The organism is Aporhodopirellula sallentina SM41, from assembly GCF_000346505.1.
GTDB classification, from domain to species: domain Bacteria; phylum Planctomycetota; class Planctomycetia; order Pirellulales; family Pirellulaceae; genus Rhodopirellula; species Rhodopirellula sallentina.
The window spans coordinates 1-24,400 of the sequence record NZ_ANOH01000319.1 but is presented as its reverse complement, the minus strand read 5'-3'; the positions used below and the strand labels follow the sequence as shown (position 1 = coordinate 24,400).

At 59.3% G+C, this 24,400-nt stretch carries 17 protein-coding genes; 6 read left to right on the top strand and 11 right to left on the bottom strand.

Going from position 1 to position 24,400, the window contains the following annotated elements:
• Nucleotides 1-126: 126 nt before the first annotated feature.
• Nucleotides 127-1,494, bottom strand: a complete 1,368-nt coding sequence (hisD, locus tag RSSM_RS21140; protein WP_008683666.1) for a histidinol dehydrogenase — start codon at nt 1,492-1,494, stop codon at nt 127-129.
• A 293-nt stretch (nt 1,495-1,787) separates the two neighbouring features.
• On the opposite strand from hisD, the gene RSSM_RS21135 reads away from it, so the two are divergent.
• Nucleotides 1,788-2,831 (top strand): threonine aldolase family protein, encoded by a 1,044-nt coding sequence (locus RSSM_RS21135; RefSeq protein WP_008683664.1) that lies wholly within the window; start codon nt 1,788-1,790, stop codon nt 2,829-2,831.
• A gap of 156 nt (nt 2,832-2,987) precedes the next feature.
• Here RSSM_RS21135 and RSSM_RS21130 read toward each other — a convergent pair whose 3' ends face one another.
• Nucleotides 2,988-4,400 carry a magnesium chelatase gene (locus tag RSSM_RS21130; RefSeq protein ID WP_085980016.1) on the bottom strand — a complete coding sequence of 471 codons (1,413 nt, stop codon included), beginning with the start codon at nt 4,398-4,400 and terminating at the stop codon, nt 2,988-2,990.
• 428 nt (nt 4,401-4,828) lie between these two features.
• The gene (locus RSSM_RS33295; RefSeq protein ID WP_008683660.1) at nt 4,829-5,014 is read right to left on the bottom strand and encodes a hypothetical protein; all 186 of its coding nucleotides are present in this window, start codon (nt 5,012-5,014) and stop codon (nt 4,829-4,831) included.
• Between the two features lie 175 nt (nt 5,015-5,189).
• On the opposite strand from RSSM_RS33295, the gene RSSM_RS21125 reads away from it, so the two are divergent.
• The 3 genes from RSSM_RS21125 (at nt 5,190) to RSSM_RS21115 (ending at nt 9,759) form a co-directional block, all read left to right on the top strand.
• Nucleotides 5,190-6,869 carry an ABC transporter permease gene (locus RSSM_RS21125; protein WP_236621286.1) on the top strand — a complete coding sequence of 560 codons (1,680 nt, stop codon included), beginning with the start codon at nt 5,190-5,192 and terminating at the stop codon, nt 6,867-6,869.
• A gap of 136 nt (nt 6,870-7,005) precedes the next feature.
• Nucleotides 7,006-8,889, top strand: coding sequence for an ATP-binding cassette domain-containing protein (locus RSSM_RS21120; protein WP_008683655.1), 1,884 nt, complete (start codon nt 7,006-7,008; stop codon nt 8,887-8,889).
• Between the two features lie 78 nt (nt 8,890-8,967).
• Nucleotides 8,968-9,759 (top strand): CPBP family intramembrane glutamic endopeptidase, encoded by a 792-nt coding sequence (locus tag RSSM_RS21115; RefSeq protein WP_008683653.1) that lies wholly within the window; start codon nt 8,968-8,970, stop codon nt 9,757-9,759.
• Here the strand turns inward: RSSM_RS21115 and RSSM_RS21110 are convergent.
• The 3 genes from RSSM_RS21110 to RSSM_RS21100 form a co-directional block, all read right to left on the bottom strand.
• Nucleotides 9,705-11,033: an amidohydrolase family protein gene (locus tag RSSM_RS21110; protein ID WP_236621285.1), complete on the bottom strand. Its 1,329-nt coding sequence runs from the start codon at nt 11,031-11,033 to the stop codon at nt 9,705-9,707. The genes RSSM_RS21115 and RSSM_RS21110 overlap by 55 nt on opposite strands.
• 84 nt (nt 11,034-11,117) lie before the next feature.
• Nucleotides 11,118-12,164, bottom strand: a complete 1,047-nt coding sequence (gene atpB / locus RSSM_RS21105; protein WP_008683652.1) for a F0F1 ATP synthase subunit A — start codon at nt 12,162-12,164, stop codon at nt 11,118-11,120.
• A 112-nt stretch (nt 12,165-12,276) separates the two neighbouring features.
• The gene (locus tag RSSM_RS21100; RefSeq protein WP_008683650.1) at nt 12,277-12,942 is read right to left on the bottom strand and encodes a hypothetical protein; all 666 of its coding nucleotides are present in this window, start codon (nt 12,940-12,942) and stop codon (nt 12,277-12,279) included.
• A 181-nt stretch (nt 12,943-13,123) separates the two neighbouring features.
• On the opposite strand from RSSM_RS21100, the gene RSSM_RS21095 reads away from it, so the two are divergent.
• On the top strand, nt 13,124-15,868 hold the full coding sequence (locus RSSM_RS21095) for an FAD-dependent oxidoreductase (RefSeq protein WP_044303189.1): 2,745 nt from the start codon (nt 13,124-13,126) through the stop codon (nt 15,866-15,868).
• 155 nt (nt 15,869-16,023) lie between these two features.
• Here the strand turns inward: RSSM_RS21095 and RSSM_RS21090 are convergent, their stop codons facing one another.
• The 4 genes from RSSM_RS21090 to RSSM_RS21075 all read right to left on the bottom strand — a co-directional run bounded on the left by RSSM_RS21090 (nt 16,024) and on the right by RSSM_RS21075 (nt 22,539).
• Nucleotides 16,024-17,268: a hypothetical protein gene (locus RSSM_RS21090; protein WP_008683645.1), complete on the bottom strand. Its 1,245-nt coding sequence runs from the start codon at nt 17,266-17,268 to the stop codon at nt 16,024-16,026.
• On the bottom strand, nt 17,265-18,899 hold the full coding sequence (locus tag RSSM_RS21085; RefSeq protein WP_008683643.1) for a type IV pilus biogenesis protein PilM: 1,635 nt from the start codon (nt 18,897-18,899) through the stop codon (nt 17,265-17,267). Before RSSM_RS21085 ends, RSSM_RS21090 begins: the two co-directional genes overlap by 4 nt.
• Nucleotides 18,900-19,177: 278 nt before the next feature.
• Complete coding sequence (locus RSSM_RS21080) at nt 19,178-20,917, bottom strand: type II secretion system minor pseudopilin (protein WP_008683642.1); 1,740 nt, start codon at nt 20,915-20,917, stop codon at nt 19,178-19,180.
• Between the two features lie 182 nt (nt 20,918-21,099).
• The gene (locus RSSM_RS21075) at nt 21,100-22,539 is read right to left on the bottom strand and encodes a hypothetical protein (RefSeq protein ID WP_008683639.1); all 1,440 of its coding nucleotides are present in this window, start codon (nt 22,537-22,539) and stop codon (nt 21,100-21,102) included.
• A 256-nt stretch (nt 22,540-22,795) separates the two neighbouring features.
• On the opposite strand from RSSM_RS21075, the gene RSSM_RS31850 reads away from it, so the two are divergent.
• Nucleotides 22,796-23,491: a DUF533 domain-containing protein gene (locus RSSM_RS31850; protein WP_144060004.1), complete on the top strand. Its 696-nt coding sequence runs from the start codon at nt 22,796-22,798 to the stop codon at nt 23,489-23,491.
• Between the two features lie 39 nt (nt 23,492-23,530).
• Here RSSM_RS31850 and RSSM_RS21065 read toward each other — a convergent pair.
• On the bottom strand, nt 23,531-24,400 hold an 870-nt coding region (locus RSSM_RS21065; RefSeq protein WP_144060003.1), incomplete at its 5' end, for a class I SAM-dependent methyltransferase.

The following is a 24,400-nucleotide window of genomic DNA, read 5'->3' as shown; positions in this document are numbered from 1 at the left end:
TCCGATGGCCCCACGTTCATCCGGCTCACTGTGAAATAAACGCTCTGCACACTGCGAACGAAACGCTCTGCTTACCGCGAACGAAACAGGGACAGCCATGCTCTCCCTGCAGAAAGAGCCGCCACCTCACGCCTCGGTTCGGATCGACACACTGCGGGCGTGAGCGGTAAGGCCTTCCTTCTCGGCGATACGGACAACGTCGTCGGCGATCGCTTTGGTCGCGCCTTCGTCGAACATCGTCACACTGCCGGATCGCAGGAAGCTGTTGACCGACAGGCCTGCTGCCCATTTGCAGGTGCCGCCGGTGGGCAACACGTGGCTCGGTCCGGCCGCGTAGTCGCCCAACGCGACCGGCGTATGGTGGCCGAGGAACGCCGCACCGCTGTTGCGAATCGTTGCGATTTGGGCGTCCGGATCGGAGGTTTCGATGTGCAAGTGCTCGGGGGCGAACGAGTCAGTTAGCTCGCACGCCTGCTCGGCGTCTCGCACCAAAATCAACGCACCGAAATCTGACAACGCGTCCCGCGTCAGGTCGCTGCGTTCCAACTGAGCGAGTTGGGTCTGCAGTTCGCCACGTACCGAATCGATCAACGCTTCATCCCACGTGATCAAAATCGCCGACCCCGGCGAGTGTTCCGCTTGGGCGAGCAAGTCGGCTGCCACGTACGCGGGCGACGCGGTCGCATCCGCGATCACAATCACTTCACTCGGCCCAGCGAACGAATCGATGTCCACGGTGCCAAACACTTGTTTCTTGGCCAACGCGACAAACAAATTCCCCGGCCCAACGATCTTGTCGACCGCTGGCAACGCATCGCAACCGAACGCCATCGCGGCAACGGCCTGCGCGCCGCCGCAGCGGTAAACCTCCGTGATCCCCAGTTCGTGACACGTCGCGAGCATGTCTTTGTTGTACGCACCGAACGGTGTCGGCGGCGCGACCACGGCGATCTCATCGACACCGGCGACCTGGGCAGGCACTGCGGTCATCAACACCGTCGACGGATACGCGGCCGCTCCTCCGGGAACGCAGATCCCGACGCGTCGCATCGGCACGTACCGCTGGGTCAATCGGACTCCTGGTCGAGGCGTGATCGTGACGTCTTCGTGACGGATCGCTGACTGAAACTGCGTGATGTTTTCGCGGATGCGTCGGACCGAATCGAGAAACTCCGGCGCGGCCTCGGCGTGCGCGGACTGCAAATCCTCGGCCGGCACTCGCAACGTTTCCGCGGTCAACGATGCCCGGTCGAGCGACTCGGTGTACCGGAGCAGCGCCGCGGTTCCTTCGGACTGCACGTCGCGACAAATTGTTTCGACGACTTCCACCGGGGTGAGGGGTTTGCCGAAAACCGCCTGCGTCAGTTCCCTGCCTCGGGGGCTCACCAGATCACCGCGCGGGCTGAGTTTCTCCCGCAATTCGGCCAGGATTTCCAACCCGCCCTGGCGAGCGTCCACGAATCGGATCAAAGAATCGACGGTTTCGGAGGTCATGAAAATTTGTCGTGGGTTGTCAGATTTCGGATACGCTATGTGTAGTTTGAAGCCTTCTCGGGGTCGCCGTCGCTGCCGACGAATCGTTAAGCTAAACCCCGTGGCGGGCTTTCGCCAGAGCACCGGAGCACCAAGTGCACCGGAGCACTGAGGCCGTCGGCCAAGCTTCGACGAGGCTTCGACGAAACGTCCGCCAGGAATCGGACCTCCGCGTCATGCAAAGCAGACCGGATAACATCACGTCGACGGTATCCTTCCCACCCATTCCCGGCAATTGCATAAGAACGAACGCCATGATCGATCTGCGAAGTGACACCGTCACCCAACCGACCGCTGAGATGCGACGCGCCATGGCAAATGCGATCGTCGGCGACAACGTCATCGATGTTGATCCTACCGTGGATCAGCTCGAACGCGAGACCGCCGCGGTCCTCGGCAAAGCCGCCGCGCTGTTCATGCCCAGCGGCACGATGGCCAACCAAGTCGGCGTACGAGTCCACTGCGAACGCGGCACCGAGTTTCTCTGCGAAGCGGATTGTCACATCTATCAATACGAACAAGGTGCCTTCGCTCAGCTATCGGGGTTGGTGGCTCGGACGATCACGGGCGATTGTGGCGTGCTCGGCGTTGAACATCTGATCGGCACCATCCGCCCCGAAAACGAACACATGGTTCGCACCCGGTTGCTGTGTTTGGAAAACACGCACAACCGATGGGGAGGTCGCGTCGTTCCACAAGAGTCGATCGACGCGGCTTGTCTGTGGGCTCATGAACAGTCGCTGAAAACCCACCTCGACGGAGCTCGGATTTGGAACGCGTCGGCGGCAACGGGAATTGATGTCGCCCGATTGGCCGCGCCGTTTGACTCGGTCAGTGTTTGTTTCAGTAAAGGCCTCGGCGCTCCGGTCGGGTCCGCGTTGGCCGGTTCGCAGGCTTTCATCGACGAAGCCCGCCGGGCACGAAAACTGTTCGGGGGTGGCATGCGACAGGCGGGGATCATCGCTGCCGGAGCACTACACGCCCTCCACAATCATCGCGCACGTTTGCACTTTGATCACGAAGCGGCCCAACAGATCGCATACGAAGCCTCCCGTCTGCCAGCACTCTCCATCCGCGGCGGCCGCGTTGACACCAACATCGTGATCTTGGATATCGATCCGTTATGGGGCACCGCATCGGAGTTGCAGTCGCGACTGTTCGCATCCGGATTGGATTGCTTTGCGATTGATGACCAGGCGATCCGATTGGTGACACACATGAATGTCACGCCGGAACAGGTACAACGCGCCGGATGCATCCTGCGTGACGTGATGGCCATGGTCGGTACCATGCACTAGAGGTGCGTCACGATCACCAATAAGGGTTCAACGGCGTAGCGAAAACCGCCAAGACTTTCGGTGATTCGCGGAGCCTGCCGAAAGTCTTGGCGACTTTTGCTACGCCCTCTACCTCGATTTCTAGTTGCAGCAATGCTCTCGCATCTTGCGTAGGTCTCACGTTTCGTAGTGAATCTTACCGTGCTTCTGCGAGCGGCTGATTTTGTCGAGGCTGTATAACCCCGCGAGAATGAACTCGACGCAGGACGCACGCATCGCTTCGTTTTCGCTCGCGTTGACCTCAAAGGCTCGATCCCACGCGGGCGGCACGTGTTGCAAACGCTCGGCGTACAGACTGCTCGGCAGCAGGTCACCAACCTCCACACGCACTCCACCGCGAAAGATCTCGGCGATCTCCGCCAAACCGTGTTCCTCGATGTACTCACTGAACACCGTTTGAATCGCCTCGGCGATCACACTGTCGAGCACCTGTCGCTCGGTCATTTGATGCGTTCCCATCAAATCAAGTTCGAGCTTACCGAGCGAGCTCGCGTAGAGGTGCCCGAGGTCACTGATTCGTGGAACCGCCGGTGACTCACCGTGGACAATCCCGCGTTGACGGGCCGACGCGACGATCGTCCGAAAGTTTGCCAGCGAGAACCGCGCCGACACCCCGGAGGCTTGATCGATGTACTTGCTTTGCCGAGCCCGGTTGGTGATCTCCTCAATGATTTGGTACATGAACAACGGCACGTGGACGGGATACTCACCACCGAGGTCGTTGCCGATTTCCTGCTGCAGGATTTCGATCCCCTGATCACGCTCACGGGGATAGTGCGTTTGCACGATCGTCCCGATGCGGTCTTTCAATTGCGGAATCACCTTACCGCTGCGGTTGTACGTGGCAGGGTTCGCCGAGAACAGAATCATCACGTCGACGTCAAAGCGGATGGGATAGCCGCGGATTTGCACGTCGCGTTCTTCCAAGATATTGAACAGACCGACCTGGACGAGGTCATCGAGTTCGGGCAGTTCGTTCATCGCGAAGATGCCTCGGTGCATCCGTGGGATCAAACCGAACGAAAGCGCCTCCTCGGCACTCATGCTGACCCCGCCGGTCAGTTTGGCCGGATCGATCTCGCCGATGATGTCGGCAAACTTCGTCCCCGGACTGAGCCGTTCGGCATAGCGATCTTCTCGCGGCCACCATGCGATTGGGATGTCTTCGGGGGCACGTTCCTTCACGAGCCGACGACCGAGGGACGAAATCGGTGCCAACGGGTCCTCGTGGATCGGCAAATCAGGATGATCGATGTAGGGAACGTATGGATCGAGGAAGCGTGCGAGTTGCCGCATTAGACGACTTTTCGCCTGTCCCTTTTCGCCGAGAAATAAGATGTCGTGCCCGGCCAACAGCGCGAGATTGATCTCGGGAATCACCGTGTCCTCATAGCCGACAATCCCCGGATACAGATCTTCACCGGAAGCGAGCATCCGAGAAAAGTTATCCCGGATCTCTTCCTTAACGGTTTTGGACTTCCAGCCTTGGCTGAGAAGATCGCGGAGGTTGTCAGCAGCCGGGGGGGCCATGTTCGAATTCACAGGGCGGTCTCGAAAAGAAGGCACAAAACGACAGGAAGCGAAGAACCCGACAGCGTCGACGCCCCAATCAGCCGATCGGCGTTAGCCGCGGTTAACAAAGAACAACCGTCGCGAACGCCCGCAGGTCGATCAAATCACGGAGTCTTCAAACAGCTTGGCTTCGAGCAAATTGACTTGGAGCAAGTTGACTTCGAGCAGGTTATCTTCGGGCAGGTTCTTCAGTGTGGCAGACGGGCTCGCCCGACCGCCAACGGCATCTTACCGATTCGCCTAGTACACCTGTTTGCCCAGTAGACGGATTCGGTTGCTCCACTGGTTCAACTGCGACACCGGGGCGACTGCGACATCAGCACGGCTGGAGTTCCGGGCTAGCGATGTTTCGCCGGGTGCGGCCGCAAATCTTGCCTGCGGATCCCTCAATATCCAGCGTATGCCTCAATATTCTGCCGGCAACGCTTTTTCGGCAAACCAAACAGCGGGACGCTGCGTAGCTTCGAGACCTCCGGTTTCGCTGACCCGATTCCCGAAACATCCAACCGACCCGAGAACTCACGCCCCGAAGGCGTTCGCCGCGGACTGCGGAACCAATCGGATCGGTTCATTTATCTTTCCCAACTGCCATCTTTTCCTCCATTTGAGTTGCCGAGCATGATCGCTGGCCTACCTGATGCCCTCTCGTCCGTGACGTTTGGCCTTGGACAATCGAGTTTCCACTTCGATACGCTTCCAGCCGGCACGCTGGATTCTTTCCTGGTCCTTGGACAGATGGGCAAATGGATGCCCACTTTCGCGACTCCGATTTGGGTCCTGTCGATCGGGTTGTTACTCGGTGCCCTTTTGGTCGCAGTCGTTTACGGGGTTCTGGCGTTGCTTTCTCTGGTCCCGGCACTCGGGAAGATTGCGGATTCGCCTCGCCGGGGGGTCACATTCTCACTGATCGCCGGGGCGATTTTCTCAGCGATCCTCTGCGTGATTTATCTTCCGCAGGGCGGTGACAACCGACAATTGCTGGTCTTGCCACTGGTGACGATCGGCTTGGGTCTGGGATTCGGCCTGATCTACGGGATGTGGCACCGGACGCGTGCAGAATGGTTCTCGATGTTGGCGGAAGGCGTGATGCCGTACCTGCTCGGCACCGCTGGCGTTTTCTGCGTGCTCGGGCTGGCGTTGACTCCTTTCGTCGAGGATCCGCGAAAGATTCTCGAGAGCATCCCGTCGGTCAATGTGATGAGCGATGGAACCCAAATCGAAGTGGCAACAATTCAACCGGCATCTTCAGACGAGCCGGAATTTTTTGCCGCCGGAATCGAATACAACTTCCGCAACGTCGCTGAGCTGACCATCGAAAGTGACAAGAAGGTGTTCTTGTCGGACTCGGCAGATCCGGCCGCGTTCAGCCGCTCGCCGGTCGAACTGAACCCCGGCAGCAGCGAGGCAATCAAGTATCGCTATCAAGACCGGGAGCAACCACCGATCCCAGGCGATCCGGGCAAACTGCACATCTACAACCAAGAAATCGACCCCGCCCGCGTCGTATTCACCTTCAAGAACCTGCCTCAAGTTCCGCAGGCTTCTTCGATCGTGTTCGTGGGATTCATTTTCTTCCTGACGATCACGGCGTTAATGGCCACCCGACAGGCCGCACCGCGTGTCTGGGCGTTGGCACTCTCGACAGCGAAAAACGAGATGGCTCAACCGTTGTATCTGCTGCTGCTCGCGCTCGGAATCTTCGGCGTGCTGCTCTTCGGGATCTTCCCGTTCAACACGCTCGGTGATGACATCCGGTTGCTCAAAGACAGCGGCGTGACACTGATCATGATCATGGGCATGCTGCTCGCCGTGTGGAGTGCGGGAACGTCGGTCAGTGACGAAATCGAAGGTCGTACCGCATTGACCGTTCTGAGCAAACCGGTCAGCCGACGTTCGTTCATCCTCGGTAAATACACCGGCATCATGCTCAGCGTTTTGGTGCTGTTTGTGATCCTGTCGGCGGTGCTGTTGGTGGTGCTGAGTTACAAACCGATCTACGACGCACGCGAGACCAGCGAGAAGACGCCGGTGTGGCAGGTGGGGCATGAAGAAATCATGACGACTCTGCCTGTTTTGGGTTTGTATTTCATGGAAACGATGGCCATCGGTGGAGTCGCCGTGGCTCTGGCGACACGTCTGCCGTTGCTGGCAAACTTCATCACGTGCTTCTCGATTTACGTGATCGGTAACCTGACCAGTCCGCTGGTCGCGTCGGCGAAGGAGAATACGGAACTCGTCGGGTTTGTCGGCAAACTGATCGCGGTGGTGGTGCCGAACCTGAACTCGTTCAACGTCCAGGCGGCGGTGGATTCGGGTAACGCGGTGCCTCTGATCTACCTTGCCGGCGTGTTCAACTATCTCGTCGTGTTTGTGGTGGCGGTATGGATGCTAGCCATGCTGTTGTTTGAGGATCGCGATTTGGCGTAGGACACGGTTTGGCGCTGGAATGATCGATTGCGAACTGAACGATCCTGAATAGCCCAACCTTTTGGTGTAGACTCGGTTCACGGGCAGATCCCCCGCGAGTGCCTATTCCATGATGAGGATCAAAAGGCTATTTAACGTGAATCGATTTGCAACTTTGGCTCAACCCCGCCGCGAAGCCCCGTCCAAGGGGTCCGCGTCGCATTGGTTTTGGGCAATCATCGCCGGGTTCTCGATCCCGGTATTGATCGTCATCTTTGGCATGGTTGCCGCCTTGATCGAACACCGCGACCTGCCACGTCGCGGTGACGGTTTCACCCGCGAAGTCGCCGGTCAACACACCGTCGAACTGGGCACGTACCTGAACGTTCGCGTTCCCTCGTCGTTTGCCACGCAAGCTCCGTTCGCCCAATTGACCGAATTAGTCGTGATCGCGATCGCGATTTCGGCCGTGTTTTGCCTCGCGGTTTGGATGAACCGCCGAGCCTCGGATCGCCGAACCCGCGAGATCGTCAAATCGCTGCACCAACGGGTCCTCAAACAAAGCCTCCGGCGGGCCGAGAGCGAAGGTGCCGCGGCACAGCGGTCTCGGGCCAAACAATTGATCAGCAAAGACCTGCCGGAACTCGGTGTCGGGCTGTCGCTGTGGCATCGAGTGATCCCGCGCAGTGTTTTGATGTTGGTCGGATGCGTCGTGCTCGCGTTGCTGGTCAACGTTTGGCTGGCGATCCTCGCCGTGATCAGCGGTGCGGGACTGTGGCGTTTGTATTCGTGGATGCGCAGCCCGGATTGGTTGCAGATGTCTCGATTCGAAATCCCAAAAGTCCGAGAACGATTGGTGTCCCTCATAAGCGACGCGCCGATGATGGCGAGGTTGCAAGCCGGCGGGCTGGCCGATCATGCGTTTGAGGCTGAACTCGAATCACTCGACCGCTGGGTCGCCGGCGATGACGCGCGGCGTGGTCGTTTGTGGCCGGTGCTGATGTTCTCCGGCAGCATCGCGATCGCTTTGCTGGTCATGGGACTGGGCGCGAACATCCTCCACGGACAACAAGGGCTGAGCCTCCCCGCCTCGTTGGTACTGGGACTGGCGTTGACGGCGGCGGCCTTCTCGGCAGCACGACTGAGTGAACTGGCTCGCCAACTGCGACGCAGTTCGCGATCGTGCGAATCGATTTACCTCTATCTACAACGTGGCGACGATGTGGCCCCGAGCGAACGCCTGGTAGGACTCGCTGGCCTGCGTGATTCGGTGGACCTGCGTGACGTCTCGCTTAACGACGCCGGTGGGAAACCGATCCTCCGTGACCTGAGCTTGTCGCTGCGTCCGAAGTCGCTCGTGGCGCTGCTCGGTACCGACGACGTGTCCACTCAATCGCTCACCGAACTGTTGATGGGTTTCGGCCGCCCGCATAAAGGCCTAGTGGAAATCGACGGCATTTCACTGCGGGACATTCATCCGCAGGCACTCGCCAAGCAGGTCATGTGGATCGCCCCCGACGGGCCGTTGTGGGAAGGCACGATTACCGAAAACCTGATGGCAGGGCTGAGCAAATCGGTCGACAAACGCGACATGGTGAACGTGCTCGAAGAGCTCGGCATCTACGAACAGATCACTCGCCTGAGCGACGGACTCGACACCATGGTCGGCCCGGTCACGGAACTTCGCGAGGGACGTTCGAGCGACGGGCTCTCGATGAATTCACGCTACACGCTCGGGATCGCAAGGGCACTGCTTCATCGGCCACCGATTGTCTTGGCAAAGGAGCCTCCGGCACCGACCGAACATCTTTCGAACGACCCTTGTTTGCAGGCGATGAAGACGCTCTCGCAAGACGGTGCGTTGGTGTTGGTTCTGCCTCACCGGCTGCAGACACTTCGCCAGAGCGATCGTGTCGTTCTGCTCAACGGAGCCAACCTGGTCGGCGAAGGCGGGCACACGGAACTACTCAATTCCAGCGACCTGTACCGGCACCTGAATTATCTCTTGTTCAACCCTTACCGTCATCGCAGCGGCAACTAGATTGGCGAGCCCCCGGTCGGCTATCCTCTTCGGCTTCCAACACATCACTCGATCGCGAACGCATTGACGGACCAGGACATGGATGACGAGCCGCAAACCCCCGAGACACTCTTTCACACCGCGGTCGGCGTGGAAGGCGGACTGGGTGTGTTGGCGATTCTGCTGGGCTATTTCTTCGGTCCCGACGCCCGAGAACTCGTCCCATCTCTCGACCAACTCCCTGCCGTATTCGGCGGTATCGGGTTGGGCATCCTGGCGACGTTCCCGTTGCTGTTACTGATGGGCATCATTCGCCGGATCAAACACCCGGCGGTCGAACAGCTCGACCAATTGAGTGAGCATCCGATGATCGAGCTGATGCTGAAACTCGGGCCCGCCGAACTGCTCGTGATCAGCCTCTGCGCGGGCGTTGGTGAAGAACTGTTGTTTCGAGGTTGGCTGATGCCGGCACTCGCTCAATTGCTGCACGGCGAACCGATCAGCCTGCTCGGTGGCGATCCGGCCATCATTCGCCCTTGGTGGGCCTTCGGCGGATGGACATCGGAGATCGCGAACCGTGCCGGTGAGCAACCGTCGGCGATTTTCGAATCAGGTGCTCTCTCGTGGTCGGCATTGACGCAGTGGTGGTCCGAATCGATCGGATGGGAGATGACCGTCGCGTGGCTCCTCTCGTCGATCTCGTTCGGCTTTGTCCATCCGATCAGCAAACTGTACATCGGCGTGACCGCGTTGATGGGGCTGTACTTTGGGGCACTCCTGATCCTCACCGGTAATCTGATGATTCCGATCATCGCACACGCACTCTACGACGCGATTCAGTTATGGAGCGCGTCCGCCGAGGAAGCGTCGAAACAGGCGAAATCCGCGTAGAGTTGGTCCACGGTTTGAGCCGTGCTCGGCACACAGGCAAACACCGCATCACGCCCCGCCGAAATCGTACCGAACCGGTGATTGAGACGCATCGCACGTGCCCCGTTGAGGGTCGCCATCTGCAATACGTTGGCCGGATCAAGGTCCTGGCGATGCTCGAGCAGGAAACGCACCTCACGCCATAACTGCAGATCCGGATTGCTGGCCCGCGAGTCAGTCCCCAACGCCACGTTGACCCCGGCAACGATCAAATCAGCGACCGGATGACGACGGTGCTGAAAAAAGGCATGCGTTCGCGGGCAATAAACGACGCTCACCGCAGGCGACCGCGAAAGCACTGCGATTTCGCTCGGTTGCAGATCGTTTCCGTGCACCAACAGCGACGACGACGCCTTCGCCAACCGCTCGATCAAAGCCTTCACCGGTTCCGCATGTGGCCACGGAAAGAGACCTGAGAGATCGATACCCAATCGAGCGAGGCTGTCCGCAAACGGTCCCGTACCATTCTGCAAAAGCTCCCTCTCTGCGGGTGATTCGGCCACGTGCATCGCCAGCGGACACGCCCTGTCTCTCGACAGCCTTACACACCGCTCGATCAGTTCGAGCGGAGTCGAATACGGTGCGTGAGGACTGACGCCGGCAAGCTCTCCGAGTGAGTCGAGATGCTCTCCGGCCAAACCGAACTTTGCCTCGCCACGCTCCTTCGTCAGCCCGAGTACTTCCGCAAACGCGACCACCTCGCCACCGCGAGCGTGCTCCCGATCGATCCCGGGCCATGGCGTCGACGCGATTTCTCCGATCAACGCCGTTCCTCCCTGGATCGCCTCGGAGGCGCCACCGGTCACGATCGACTGCGGAGTCGCGTCTGCCATCCCTGCAGCCTCGGCCGCCGCTTGACGAGCACGCACCACGTGCACAATCCACTCGGCCAACTCCATCCCCGGCTGCCCGACCGGCGAGTCCAAGTCGCTGAATTCCAGGTGCGTGTGTGCGTTGACCAGACCAGGCAATATGGCGACGTCACCGAGGTCGCGAACGCAATCACCGACCGCCGAGTGGCCCGAGATGTCGCGTCGATCATCCGATGCGAACTGCAGCGATGTTGCAGGACGTGATTCGGTCGATGGCGTTCGATCGACCCGAACAATCCGTCCTTGAGAAACGACCACACGACCGTTCTCGAACGGCGGTTGGTCAATCGGCACGACCCACCGGGCACGCAGAGTCAGTTCGCCGTCGATCAGCCCTACTCCCCAAATCCGGGTCTCGCACAACGCCCGCGGTTAGGCGGGCAATCGATAGCCGACATTCGTCAGCCGTCGCCTTTGTTCGTCAGCTCTCGCGACCCGTTCGCCGATCTAGCTGGCAGCCGGATGGCTCGCTCCGACCGCGGGGCTGATTCGGCCCGGATCAAACGCTTTGTCGGGATCCATTTGGTAAGCGTCTTCCATCGCGTGCGGATCGTCGTCGAGGTGCTCGTCATGCTCGTGAACCGCCATCGACGAGATGAACAACACTGTCAAGAACGTGAAGATGAACGCCTGCAGGCAACACACGAACAACTCGAGCAACGTCAGACAGGTGCTGACAATCACGATCGGGAAACTAACCGCCAACGCTGTTCCGTCACCCGCCGCACGTGCAGCGAAGATCAGCCCGACGAACGCGGCGAGCACCAAGTGCCCTGCCATCATGGTTCCGAAAAGCCGCATCGCCAAAACGAAGCACTTGATCAACAAACTGAGGACTTCCAACACATACAGCAACAGGGCGATTGGCAACATCGCGATGCCACCGTCCCAACCGATCGGGTTGAAGTGGTTCAAGAAGTCCTTCACGCTTGTTTCGCGAATCCCGATGAAGACGATCGCGAAAAGCGAGGTCAATGCCAACACACCGGTCATCGCAAGGTTCCCGGTCGCACTTCCGCCCCAGTGAGAATAGTGCGGGTCGCCGGTCACCATCTGCAGGATGTAACCGAACGGGATCACGCCCATGATGTTGGCAAACAGGATGAAGAAGAACACCGTCCAGATGTAGTAGATGTACTTATCGGTCAGCCCACGCAGGTTCGGATAGGCCACCTCGTCCCGGATGAACGCACAAATCGTCTCGAAAAGCTGCGAGATCCGTCCACGTGTTTGATAACGCCCCAAGCCTTCACCGTGGTAGATGCTGATCTTTCGCGAGCACAGCACGCCGACGATGATCAGGCACAGACCGACGAAAGCCGACATCATCAAGTGATTCGTGATGAAAAACTCGTAGTATCCGTCACGAATGCCCAACGCCGGAACGTTCGTTTCGGCACTGCCCGCCGGGATTTTCAGCAAAGGCGAGTGGTGCAACGCGTGTGGGATCGCGTGGTCGGTCGGGTCGTGGCCGGCGGCGAGAAAATAGAACATGGAAGGTTGGTATGGCGAAGGTGAACCGGAAAAGCGTGTGGGGACGCGCGAGCGGGCCCGCAACCGTCATCGATTAGGATCCTCTCATTCAGACCGGGACGATCGATTCGTCCTAGCCCGATTTCGTCAACGGAAGCTCGCGAGACAGCGTAATCACTTCGGCCGACAACAGAACCAGGTGCCACGCTAACACCCAAATTCCGATCCTCGTCGATGATGCGTCCATGTAATAACTGCTGAATAAAAACAAAGCAACGGTGCCACCGATCCGAAACAACATTCCGATCAGAAAAGCCTGCCCTAAACGCTCGAGCGCGGCCGCTCGGGGAGGCAGCGACCGCGCCGTGATCGCCCCATTCTCACCGTCCTGCGGCGTCTCTCCATCGGAATGCTCCCCCCCGGCAGAATCGCCCACGTCCCGAGGCGGTCCACTCGCCGGAAACTCGCTTTCTGCCTGCGACGCCTCCAACGAGGCCTCAGGCGCCTTTAACGGCGACTCTAGACCAACCGCCGCCCCGGTAGGACCTTCCGAGCCGTTTTCCGCATCGCCTGCGGGAATCGTGATCGGCAACCCCGGCAGAATCGCACTCAACGCAACCATGCCGCTGACGATCGCGATGATCAGCATGTCGACGATCGAAAGCGTTCCCGATCCGCTCTCGGGACCGACCGCACCGATCACCCCCTCGATACCAACCGAAACCACTGCGACAATCAACCACACCCCCGCGACAACAAGCAAAACTTTGCGATAGGGCTGGATCAGGGGGACATCCATCGAGGCAAAAATCTCGTGCGATCGGAAGGGAACGTGACGAACGGTTCAGGGCCAACACGGTCTCCTGTGGCGTCCGCCGTTGCCAAAACCCTAACCTGCAAGTGGCAGGACGAAAACGCCGCTGAATTTTCCAAACAACGAAGGGCCCGCCACTCCGGACTCGCTTCAAAACGGAATTCGATTGGACCACCAACTCCCCACACCTCTTTCCGAACGTTGTCATTGGTGCGTGAGCCCAGATCGGGCGACACACCCTCCCGGAGAGTTTGTGCTGTACTGGATGCACAACGCCCTGCGGGTGCACGACAACCCGGCGTTGGACGTCGCCTCCCACCTGGCTCGTCAAAACGGTCTGCCGCTTCTGGTTTACCACGGATTGTCCGAGAAGTACCCGTACGCTTCGGATCGACATCATGCGTTCATCATGCAGGGCGCCCGGGACGTCCAACGCGAAATGGCCGAGGCGGGTTACACGTACGTATTCCACCTCGAACGGGCCGGCCATCGCGGCGCCCATCTTCGCGACCTTACACGCCGCGCCGCAGTCGTCGTCACCGAAACCATGCCGGTCGCCCCGTTGGTTCAGTGGGCCGAGCGTCTGCGATGCATCACGACCACGCCCCTCGTCAGCGTCGACACGACGTGCCTCGTACCGTTGTCGGTCGTCGCCGGGTTGGCGGCTGAAAAATCCAGCGAGTCGACCGATCCTCTCGCGCCAAGCGAACTCCTCCACCGACCGCCTCAGAACCCGTCTGAAAACGAAGACGAGTCCGGCTTCGCATCGCGAGCCCATGAACTCGCCGCCCCCTGGGTCGATCGAGCGTTCCGCTATCGGGAACTGGCTCAGTCCGCCTACGACGATCGTGTCGCGGCACCTTACCCATCCAACCTCTCCACGGATCCAAGCAGCGAACCGGCGCCGATTGACTCAACCACCGATCACAGGAAGTCGTCCGGCAACGAAGCCTCACCTGCGTCAGACGAGTCGGAAGAGTTACCGGAGGCCTACGTCGGCCCGCTCGGCCTCGAACCACTCGACTTACAAGACGCGTGTTTGGCCGAGTTGATCGGGCAGTGCAAAATCGACCACTCGATCGCGCCAGTGCCCGATTCACCCGGCGGCTCACGAGCAGGATACGCGCGATGGAACGCCTTTCGCGAAAACGGCCTCTCCTCCTACGACCAAACGCGAAACGACTCGGCCGACCCGCTGGCGGGCAGCCGCCTGAGTGCGTACCTGCACTACGGGATGGTTAGCCCGTTTCGAATCGCGAGAGAAGCGGCGGAGCTTTGCGGCATGAGCCCGAGCCCGACGTCGGACTGCAAAAGCGCCGGGGCACAGAAGTTCCTCGACGAGTTTTTGATTTGGCGAGAAATGTCGTTTCACTTTTGTGAACTCTACGCAGACAAACTCGACACGCTCGAGTCCTGCCCGGAATGGGCACAGACATCACTTCGCGAGCATGCCAGTGACGATCGCGAGTCGACTTACTCGTGGGAAGAACTCGCCCGTGGCAAAACACACGAGGCGCTGTGGAACGCCGCCCAACGCAGCCTGCTGCGTCACGGCGAACTGCACAACAACGTCCGCATGACATGGGGCAAAGCCCTTTTGCCGATGACCAAATGCCCGGAGCAAGCCCTTTGCTGCGCGATTGATTTGAACCATCGCTACGCTCTCGACGGCAGAAGCCCGGCCAGCTACGGAGGCATTCTCTGGTGCTTTGGGCAGTTCGACCGTCCTTTCAAACCGGCATCTCCGGTGTTCGGACTGGTACGCGCACGTTCGGTTGAGGAACACGCCCAACGGTTGGACCTGGATCGCTTTACCGTGCGCACCGACCGTCCGATTGCGGCAACACTGCCACGCGTGGCAGTGATCGGTGCCGGGCTCGGCGGATTGATGGCCGCGCGGACGATGGCCGATCATGGACTCGACGTGCACGTGTTCGAGAAATCACGCGGCGTCGGCGGGCGAATGGCAACGCGTCGCGGGGATGGCATCCCGTCCTTCGATCACGGCGCACAATACTTCACCGTCCGAGACGACCGCTTCGCACGTCACGTCCGCAGTTGGATCGCCAACGGCGTGGTTGCACCGTGGATGGGCCGGATTGTTGAACTGCGTCCCGGTGGCGAAGTCGTTGCCGAGAAACGCTCGCAGGTTCGTTACGTCGGTACACCCGCGATGAATTCAATCGCCAAACATCTCGCCGCGGATCTCGACATCACACTCGGTTGCCGGGTCGAGTCGCTGCGCCGTCACCACGATACCTGGGAATTGATTCAGGATGACCAAACCAGCCTCGGACGGTTTGACATCGTCGTCACGAACGGGCCACCGGCGCAGTCGGCGTCGCTTCTTCAAGGCCACACGGATCTCGCGGAAACCGCTGCGTCGGCACCCATGGTTCCCTGTTGGAGCGTGATGCTCCACTGCGAAGGGCTGTCTGATTTGAAATTTGACGGCGCGTTCATCAACGAAGGACCACTGCGATGGATCGCCCGCAACGATGCCAAACCGGGCCGCGAAAATTCGACGTCCTCCGCAGCATCGAGCTGGGTTCTCCACGCATCGGATGAGTGGTCGACCGAACATCTCGAGATCGATCGCGATGACGCTCAGCAGCAACTGATCAACGCATTCGAAGAGATCCTCGGTCGAAAAATTACCGCCGTGCATCACGTCGCCACCCATCGATGGCGATACGCCAACACCCGTAAAGCACTCGACGAACGTTGCCTTTGGGATCCGACCACGATGCTAGGTGCGTGCGGAGACTGGTGCGGCGGCCCGCGGGTCGAAGGCGCGTTCCTAAGTGGTTCAGCGATGGCCGGCGCGGTTCTGCGTTACGTCACCGTCGACCGCCCCGCCCCGGCAACGAGCCAATCGTCACACGGCACCAAACGCTCGGCAGTTTCCTAACGCATTTTGAAGTTTGACGTGCCTGATCCGTATAGCTGGATTCGCCGGAATTCAGTCCACCGAAGCCTAACGACATCGGCTACAACATTCTCAATGACGATTCAGCTACCGATTGAAACGCCGGTTTCTAAATGCCGGTCTCCAAACGCCGCGTTCTAACCTTCAGCGGATTCGGCGAGCACGTCACTGAGCTTTCCAGCCGGACGTAGTTCGTAGGTTTCGCCATCGATCTCGAGCGTCACTCGCCGGGCCGTAACGCCCGTGACTTTCCCACGAATCGAACCGATCTCGAACTCGTCACCGATCTTCAACTTCAACGTCTTGCCGCGGGTGCGGACGTTCATCCACGCGGTCCAGTCATCGCGTCCTTGCACAAGAGCGGTGAGGAACGTTTGGGTCGCGTCATCGAATCCCGGTGGAGGCGTTTCGGGTTTAGGTGGCGGCGGTGGCGATTGCATCTTAACGACCAAAGGCAACGTGGTCTCACGACGAGGATACCCGTTGTCGCTCGCGATCACCTGCACTTCGAATTGTTCTACAACCTCTTCGCCCTCTTTATTCTCGAGCGGCGGGTTCACGATCAAGCGTTCGGAATCACCATCCCACTCGACCCATTCAGGAAAATACCCTTCCACTCGCACACTCACCGCATCATCTTCAGGATCCGAGAACGAGAACTCGACCGGGTTTCTTTCCCCGCGAAATGCAACAATTCGCTCGTCACCGAGATACCGCGGCGGTTGGTTAGGAGGATGGAACAGGTTCCGGTTGAGAATCGTGTCGCGGGACTCAGCGAGCGACCGGGTGATTCTCCACGAAGGTTCTTCACTCGGCGGTGCAGGCGTTGCCTCGGCGATCGCCATCGAAACGGCATCCAACGTCAGAACAACACTCAACAGTTCCCCGCTATCGGTCTTGCCCTCGGCGCGTCGAACGCCCTGTCGAGATGGCGCGAACTGGAGTTCGCGAATTCGGTGCAACTGATCACGAGCCTGAATCGCGTAAACCAAATCGACCAGACCAGGCAAATCCGTCTTACCGGAAACCCGAAAGCCAAAACGCGTGTAAAGGTCGCCAACGGGCACCTCGCCCACCGGGTCAACGATCGCGTCGGCAATCCCAAGACGGCCAACCGTTTCGAGCAACCAAGATTGGTACGCACTCTTTGCCACTTCCGCATCGCTGGACAACGATCGCACCTTGTACTCGCCGAGTTGCCTCTCGGCCTCCGCACCGGCGAGCCACTGAGCCTGCAGCTTCTCGGTTTCATTCGCCAACGAGTTCAGCCGGTTTTGCCGGAACCGAACCGCCGAGCGATACTGATTAAACGCCCATTGAAAGCCCAACGCCAACAACAGACCGCCGATCGCGATTGAAAGAAAACGTTCACGCTGGTTCATGATCGTGCCTCCGTATTCTCGGCGGCGGTCATTTCGCTATCCGTCATCGTTACCTCGGTGCTATCCTCGGACGGTTCCTCGTTGCCCGGGGTCTCGGACGACTCATCGGAACCGTTTTGCGATGCATCCACTTGCTGCAACGCTTTCATACGTTCGTATCTCTTTTCACGCACCGCCGTCGGTGCGACCGCGATGGTTTCGATCATCTGCCAACGGTAGGCGTCATCGGTTGCCAACTGCGTGACCTTGTCGCCGGTGACTTGGTGCGTCTCATCGCGAATCGCCGTTTCGAAGGCATCAATGACTTCCGGTGATGTCACCAAGCCCGAGATCACAATCCGTCCGCCTCCCTCGCGAGGGTTAGAGACCGCATTGACTTCTTTGATGATCAACTCATCGGCGGGCGGCATCGTGGTTGCCAACCGTTCGAATTCATCGAGCCAATTCACATCGCTGTCGAGAAACTGATCGATCAATTCGGTACGCTCGATCATCTTGTCTGATGTCTTTGTTTTCGTTCGCAGTTCAGCGTTCGCCGCGGCCTGCGTCTCGATCTGCTCATCGAGCCTCGAGAGGTTGCCCCACAACATCCAAATCACTCCGAGTGCGAGAGCCATCGGGATCCCGACCATCGCAGCGACTTTGCGTTTGTCCGTCGTGACCTCAACCGTCTTTCGCGGGTTGAGAAAATCGATCAATTCACCGGGGTCGCCCGCGTCGGCCACGAGCAAACCGACCAAAGGAGCCAACCGCCCGACCATCGATCCTGTCGACGTTCGAATGCTCTCGTCGGCCCCCACGATTTCGAGAGGATCAATCAAACGTGTTTGACAGGGTATGTCCTGATGTTGGCCGATGCGTTCGGCGAGTTGTTTGATCTCGTCCGCGTGACGCTCTTTCGTTCCCCACATCACCAGATCGCACTGTTGCCCGGCCGCTCCACACGCGATCAAACTACGGCGAATCTCTCCGGCGAGTGAGTTCGTGCGAGCACTCGACACCACAGCCGAATCGGACGCCCGGGCCGGCAAACGAACCGAGCGGACGAACACGATTTCCCCACCGCGAAGCAATACGATCTCGGCCTCGTCGGCGACCAAATCGATCAATGCAATGATCGGCTCACTCTCGTCGGCATGATTCGTCCCCGACGCAACCTTCATCCGGTACAACGCCGCGGCGGCGATCGGCCGGAGTGCCACGCGTTGCAACGTCCAACCACCCGCCTCGATCGCTTGCCGGATCGGGTTGAGCTGGTTCGGTCCCGTCGCGGCGACGATCGCTTTGATGCCCTCGTCATCGACGTGGGTCGTGATGTAGTCGATCGCGGCACTGTCGCCGGCGGACGCGAATTGACGGATCGCTTGAAAGCGAACGACTTCCGGCAATTCCTCTAGCGGGACCGGCGGGAAGTCCATCTGACGCAGTTCGGCACGATCACGTCCGATCGCGACCAAGCACTCCCCTTTGTCCAGGGAGTGGTCTCGCATCGTATCGGCGAGGGCAGTGGCCAGTTCACGATCGCCAATTGGCACCACCGCAGCGGCACGCAACTTCACATGACGACCGCCAACATCGGCGGCCACCATCCGGATCTGTTCGTCGTCCCAATCGAGAGCAATTCGGAGCATAAGTGTTACAGGAGGGAGCAGAGGTTCATCGGTGGGGCACTCGCCCGAGCGTCTCGAAGGCCGCCCGGAGCGGCAAATCGGATAGAAATGACGCGAAGCGAGTGTGTGACGCGTAGTCTAGTTTGAACCCCAGTCTAGTCTCATCGACTCGCTCAAACTTTAAGAATTCGGCAGAGAAATCACCCGAGAACCGCGTCTCGAGTCGATTAAACCGGGCCTCGAAGCCAAACCGCTATCAAACCAACGGTTCGGTCCCACGGCGGTGATTCCAGACCGCATCAATATCCACGCAGCACGGAAATCTCGAACCCCCGGCCGAGATGCGTGAGGTCCCGATACGCGACCACCCGCGGATTGACGGTCGTCGCGTCGATAATCGCCTCGCCGCGTGCCGCCAAACCGGTCGTCTCGTCGAACCCGATCACCTGAGCCCGGAAAACGTCACCCCCGGCGGTCACCAACGGCATCAACGCCCGCATCTGATCGAGACTGACAATGCCCTCGGTCAGCGGCCATGTCTCGTGCGTGCGGTCCGTCGCCGAACCACTTCCATAGGCTCCCGCGCCAGCCCCCGATGCGTTTCGCGCCTCAAGAATCGCCGCCATCGTGTCAGCATCAACCAACGAAATCCCCGCCAAGATTTCTGCGGGGGCTTCATTCAGATTGATGCGCCCAGGCAACACATCAACGTCCTGAGTGCTGAGTTGGTCCATCAACAAAGGCAGGTACTCGGACATCAGCGTCGGATCGCTAATAAAAGGGGACATGTACACTACTGCCTCTTCACCGTCCCCGATGGTGACCTCCGCATCGATCAAGTCGAGAACCTGATTGATTTCGACAGCCGGACCGGCGGTGAGGTCGACATCCTCCATCACGTCAACCGACCACAGCTCCTTTTCCGATTCACTCGCGGAATCCGCCTCGTCGGAAACCTCGTCTCCTCCGCTGAGTGCGTTTGCCGCGAGAAGCGCCGTCGAATTCTCGATCGATGACTTGCCATACATGCGGTAGGCGACGATGAAAGACGCAAACGTTTCGTCACCGAGAGCCGTCAGCAACTCGTCATAGAGCACCTCGAGGTCTTCACCGTTGATGTTCACCCGCGGGTCGCCGGCCGCGGTCTTGTTGTTCTCGCCCCCGTGCACAGTTAGATATGCCGCCCACCCGAGCGCGCCCGAGGTATCGATGCTCGCTGCGGTGCGTTGCTGCTCGTCGAGGTCCAAAACACCGTTGCGGTTCGTATCGGCACCGAACAACAATTGCGGCGTGACTCCCCGCACCAACAACAACTCCTCAACACTTTTGAGCGGTTCGTTCGGGCAGGCGTATGGCGTGCTCAGCGAGGAATAATACTCATCCTCGCACCCCATCGCACGTGGCTCGGAATCCTCATCGATCCAATCCAAAATCGCATCGGCAATCGCCTCATCCATTCCCGGCAAGGTCAACAACAGTTCAACCGCGATATTTTCCGCGTCGAGCGTCTCGTCACTACCAGACGTTGCACCGGAGCCACCCGAGATCGCATCGCCGAGTATCCCGTCGGCCGCGGCACTCCCACCCGACAGCGTCGTCAGCATCCCGATCGCGTCGGAATTCTCTTCGAGAACGAGCAACGCGTTCACGTTGATCCGTGCCGATTCGTCCTGCAGCCCGAACCGGATCCCACCGAGCGATCCGGTATCGCTGATCCCCGGTGCGATAACCGAAAACCGCTGCACCGGACCATCGAGCTCGTTGGTGATCGCGATGGAACGAAACAGCGATGCGTTCTCGTAGACGCCGCCCATCTCGTCACGGTCGGCAGGAGGGCTCGCCAACACTAATCGTACGGTCTCGACACCTGTGTCCACGTTCAACCGCGCCTGCACCAAATCGCCTTGCAGGTATGCCGTCTCGTCCGCCGCCAACATCAACTCGGTGAATGAGTACACCGCCATTGTCGCGACCGCGACGACGACCAAGACGAGTACAAGAAAGAATCCGTGTCGGTGACGTGCTGACGTTCGGCTCATCAAATTAAACTGGAATATTGGAGTGAAATACTCGGCGGAAAAGGGTACCGCCAACCACGGGCGCGGGTATTGGATTCGCCAACAACCGCTTCGTTTCAATCAACCGTCAATCGCCTCTGCCGCCTGCACGACGACCAACATCGACTCAACGCGTCCGAGCGTCCGAGCGTCCGAGCGTCCTCTCAACGCGAAACCTGAACCTGGTATTCGCCACGGTTATCCGCTCGCTGATACCTGCCAATCTCTCCCGGCACATCGTTGATACGGAACAACAGCCAACTCGGCCGATCGATCTGCACCTCCCGAAACGCAACGGTTCCCGATACAACCCCGGAAACGTTCGATCGGACCGCCCCATTCGGTGCGGTATTGAGCGACTGGACCCGCAGCGGCGCGGTTTGCTTGTCTCCTGACGACGGAATCGGTAACACGCAAACTTGCAACTGCCCGATCGGTGCCCCACGGTGGTACCGCACTGTAATCCCCGCCGGCGTGCTGATCCAATCTCGGTGAACAATCGCGTTGGGGTCGTCATCAGAATCTTGCTGCAAGGTCGCCTCGGCAACCACCACACACTGCCCACTCGCCTGGACACGCACCGTCCCGGCGGGAAACCAAACTCCCGTCGATTGCCACCCTCGTCGAGAATCAACCGCGAGATTCACCGGTGCACCGTCATAACGAGGATCGTCCGTCGACAGATTGACACGGTACGCATCCCGATCGAACCCATACTCCAAATCATCCATCCACACCCGCCACCGGGCACGCACCGCCGGCCACTGATCGCCGATTTCCCGATAGAAACGAGTCGTGAACGACGGGGATTGATCACGACCATTCCGGGCCGCCGCGATAAACGCGTCGCGCGTTTCCGGATACGCCGTCAACATCAACGACGCCGCCCAACACCACGCGTAGGAGTTCACGTCCCCCTGCAGGTTCGTGGGCAATTTCATCACACTCGCGAGCGTTGGCAGCGAACCGGACTCGCGGCGTTTCTCAATCACCCGGTACCGCCCCCACATCGACGAATCCTCTCGACGACGGGGCAGTTCATTGACGCGAAAACTGGTCTCGGCCTGAGCCAGCAAACCAGCCTCTGCGCCGGAGAATCCTGAACGCAACGCCTCAGACCGGTCACGGTGGGTCGCGAGCAACTCGGCGGTGCCCTCCATGTACCAACTCGGGCCACCTCCGCCGAACAATTCAAACGCGAGCGCGTGCACGCCTTCGTGCAGCACCAAGTGCCGGTTGTAGTAAATGCTCGATTGACGCTGGATCCAAATCGCATCGGGCGTCGCAAAACCGTTTTTGAAATCGGGGATGTGGCCGGGCAACTTCCCATCGCGACGAAACGCGTCGACATCCTCCATCAAAAAACCGTCAATCCGCCACCCCGTGGCACGATCCGCCGGGAATCCCCAAAACGCCAACCACTGAGGCACTGCGGCATCAAACGCAGACACCAGGTCATCTAACAAACGCTCGTCCGCAACGTCGCTCGTTAACCTCAGATGCACTCCCTGCCGCGTCACGGTTTCGGCACCCGCGACGGCGGAAGCATTCCAAATGGAGAAAAAACCACCCAGGAGCAACACGAATTTTGAACAGTGCCACATTTTTCGCTTAACCCCAGTCGCCGTACCGATGGCGCAAAAATGAAGTCGGTGACGGTTCAAAACATCGTGATTTCTCGTTCATTCGCACCAGAATACCCGCCTGGGCCGAGAAAGAAAACGGAATCGCCTCGCCGGGATCACTTTGCCAAACCGATCCCGACAAATCCGTTACACCCAAAACGACCAACCACGAGATATTCTAATGTACACACTTGTTGATTCCCCACCCTCATCTTGTCTCTCATCGGATTGATACATGGACGCAGTCAGAGTTCTCGGAGCCATGCTCGGCAATCGAGCAGGCCGGACACCCCGTAATGGTCAAATCCTCGGCGAAGTGCTCAACGGAGTCGCCGCCATCACACGGTCAGCCCAGCCGCCGTCGAGACCTCATCCCGCCGATCGCGGACGCAGCCGATTCCCGACGTCACATCACGCGCCGTTCGAAGCGATGGTCCGCGACAGCGTGGCACGACGTCACCGACAAGGCGGGCGATTTCCTTCCCCGGCTGAACAATGGATCAACGGTGGAGGCCGAATCATCCCAGCCCCCCCGCCTCACCACGACCGTCACCATCACGATCACCACACCGGACTCGCCTACGACGCGAGGGCTCAACTGTTGATCACGGCGATGATCATGGCCTCCCAAGCCGACGGCCAGATCGACCCGCGTGAACAAGAAGAAATCATCTCGCAACTGCAACCACTCGATGCCACCGAAGCGGCCTTTCTGCGGCGAGAGTTCCAACGCCCTCATGACCTACACGCTTTCGCACGTTCAGTCCCCAACGGAATGGAGTACGAGGTGTACAGCGTTTCGCTGATGGCGATCGATGTCGACACCCGCGCCGAGGTCGCCTACCTCCGACAACTCGCAGAATGCCTTCGGATAAGCGGACCGGAGTGCCAATCGATCCATCGTCGCTACGGACACGGCGATCTCTTTTAAAAGTCGTTATTGAGAAGTCGAGCGATCCGGCCCGATCGCTTACTTCCAAATCTTCCAACACCGGTGTATCCGCCGGTTACGAAATTCATCCGGTACGGTTTGTTTGGAGATCTCATGAACCGTCGTCGCCGCGAGTGACTCGGTATCGAATTTGAACCGTCGGAAGTTCGTTGAGAAGAAGATGATTCCTCCCGGGCGGACCAACTTGAGGATGTCATTGAGCAGCGGCACCGCGCCTTCTTGAACGCTCCAATCCTGATCCGTTCGCTTGCTGTTGGAGAACGTGGGCGGATCGCAAACGACGAGGTCGTACACTTCCCCCGGACGATGCCGCCGAACGAATTCGCCGATATCCATAGCAGCAAATTGATGCTGCGGACCGGCGAGATTGTTGACCTGCAGGTTCTCCTGAGCCCAATCGAGATAGGTCTGCGACAAGTCCACACTCGTCGTCGACGCCGCTCCGCCCGATGCGGCATACGTCGTGAACGATCCCGTGTAGGCAAAAAGGTTCAGGAAGTGTTTTCCATCGGCTAGCTCGCGTACCATCTGCCGCGTCACCCGGTGATCGAGAAACAACCCCGTGTCGATGTAGTCGGCGAGATTGACCAGGAAGGTCAACCCGCCTTCCTGAACCGGGATCTTCCGATCGGTCTGAGCGACTTTCTCGTGCTGCGTCTTTCCCCGCTGCCGCGAACGTCGCTTCAGAAAAACATTCTCCCGAGGAACCTCGAGCGCGTCGCCGGCGGTCGCCGCCATCAGATCGAGCCAACTCGCGTGAGCAGCCGCATCACGGTCGTGCGGCCGTTCGAATTCGCTCAGGTGCAAATAGTTTTCGTAACGATCGACGACCAACGGAATTTCAGGAACGTCCCGCTCGTAAACCCGGTAACAGGTGATGTTGCGACG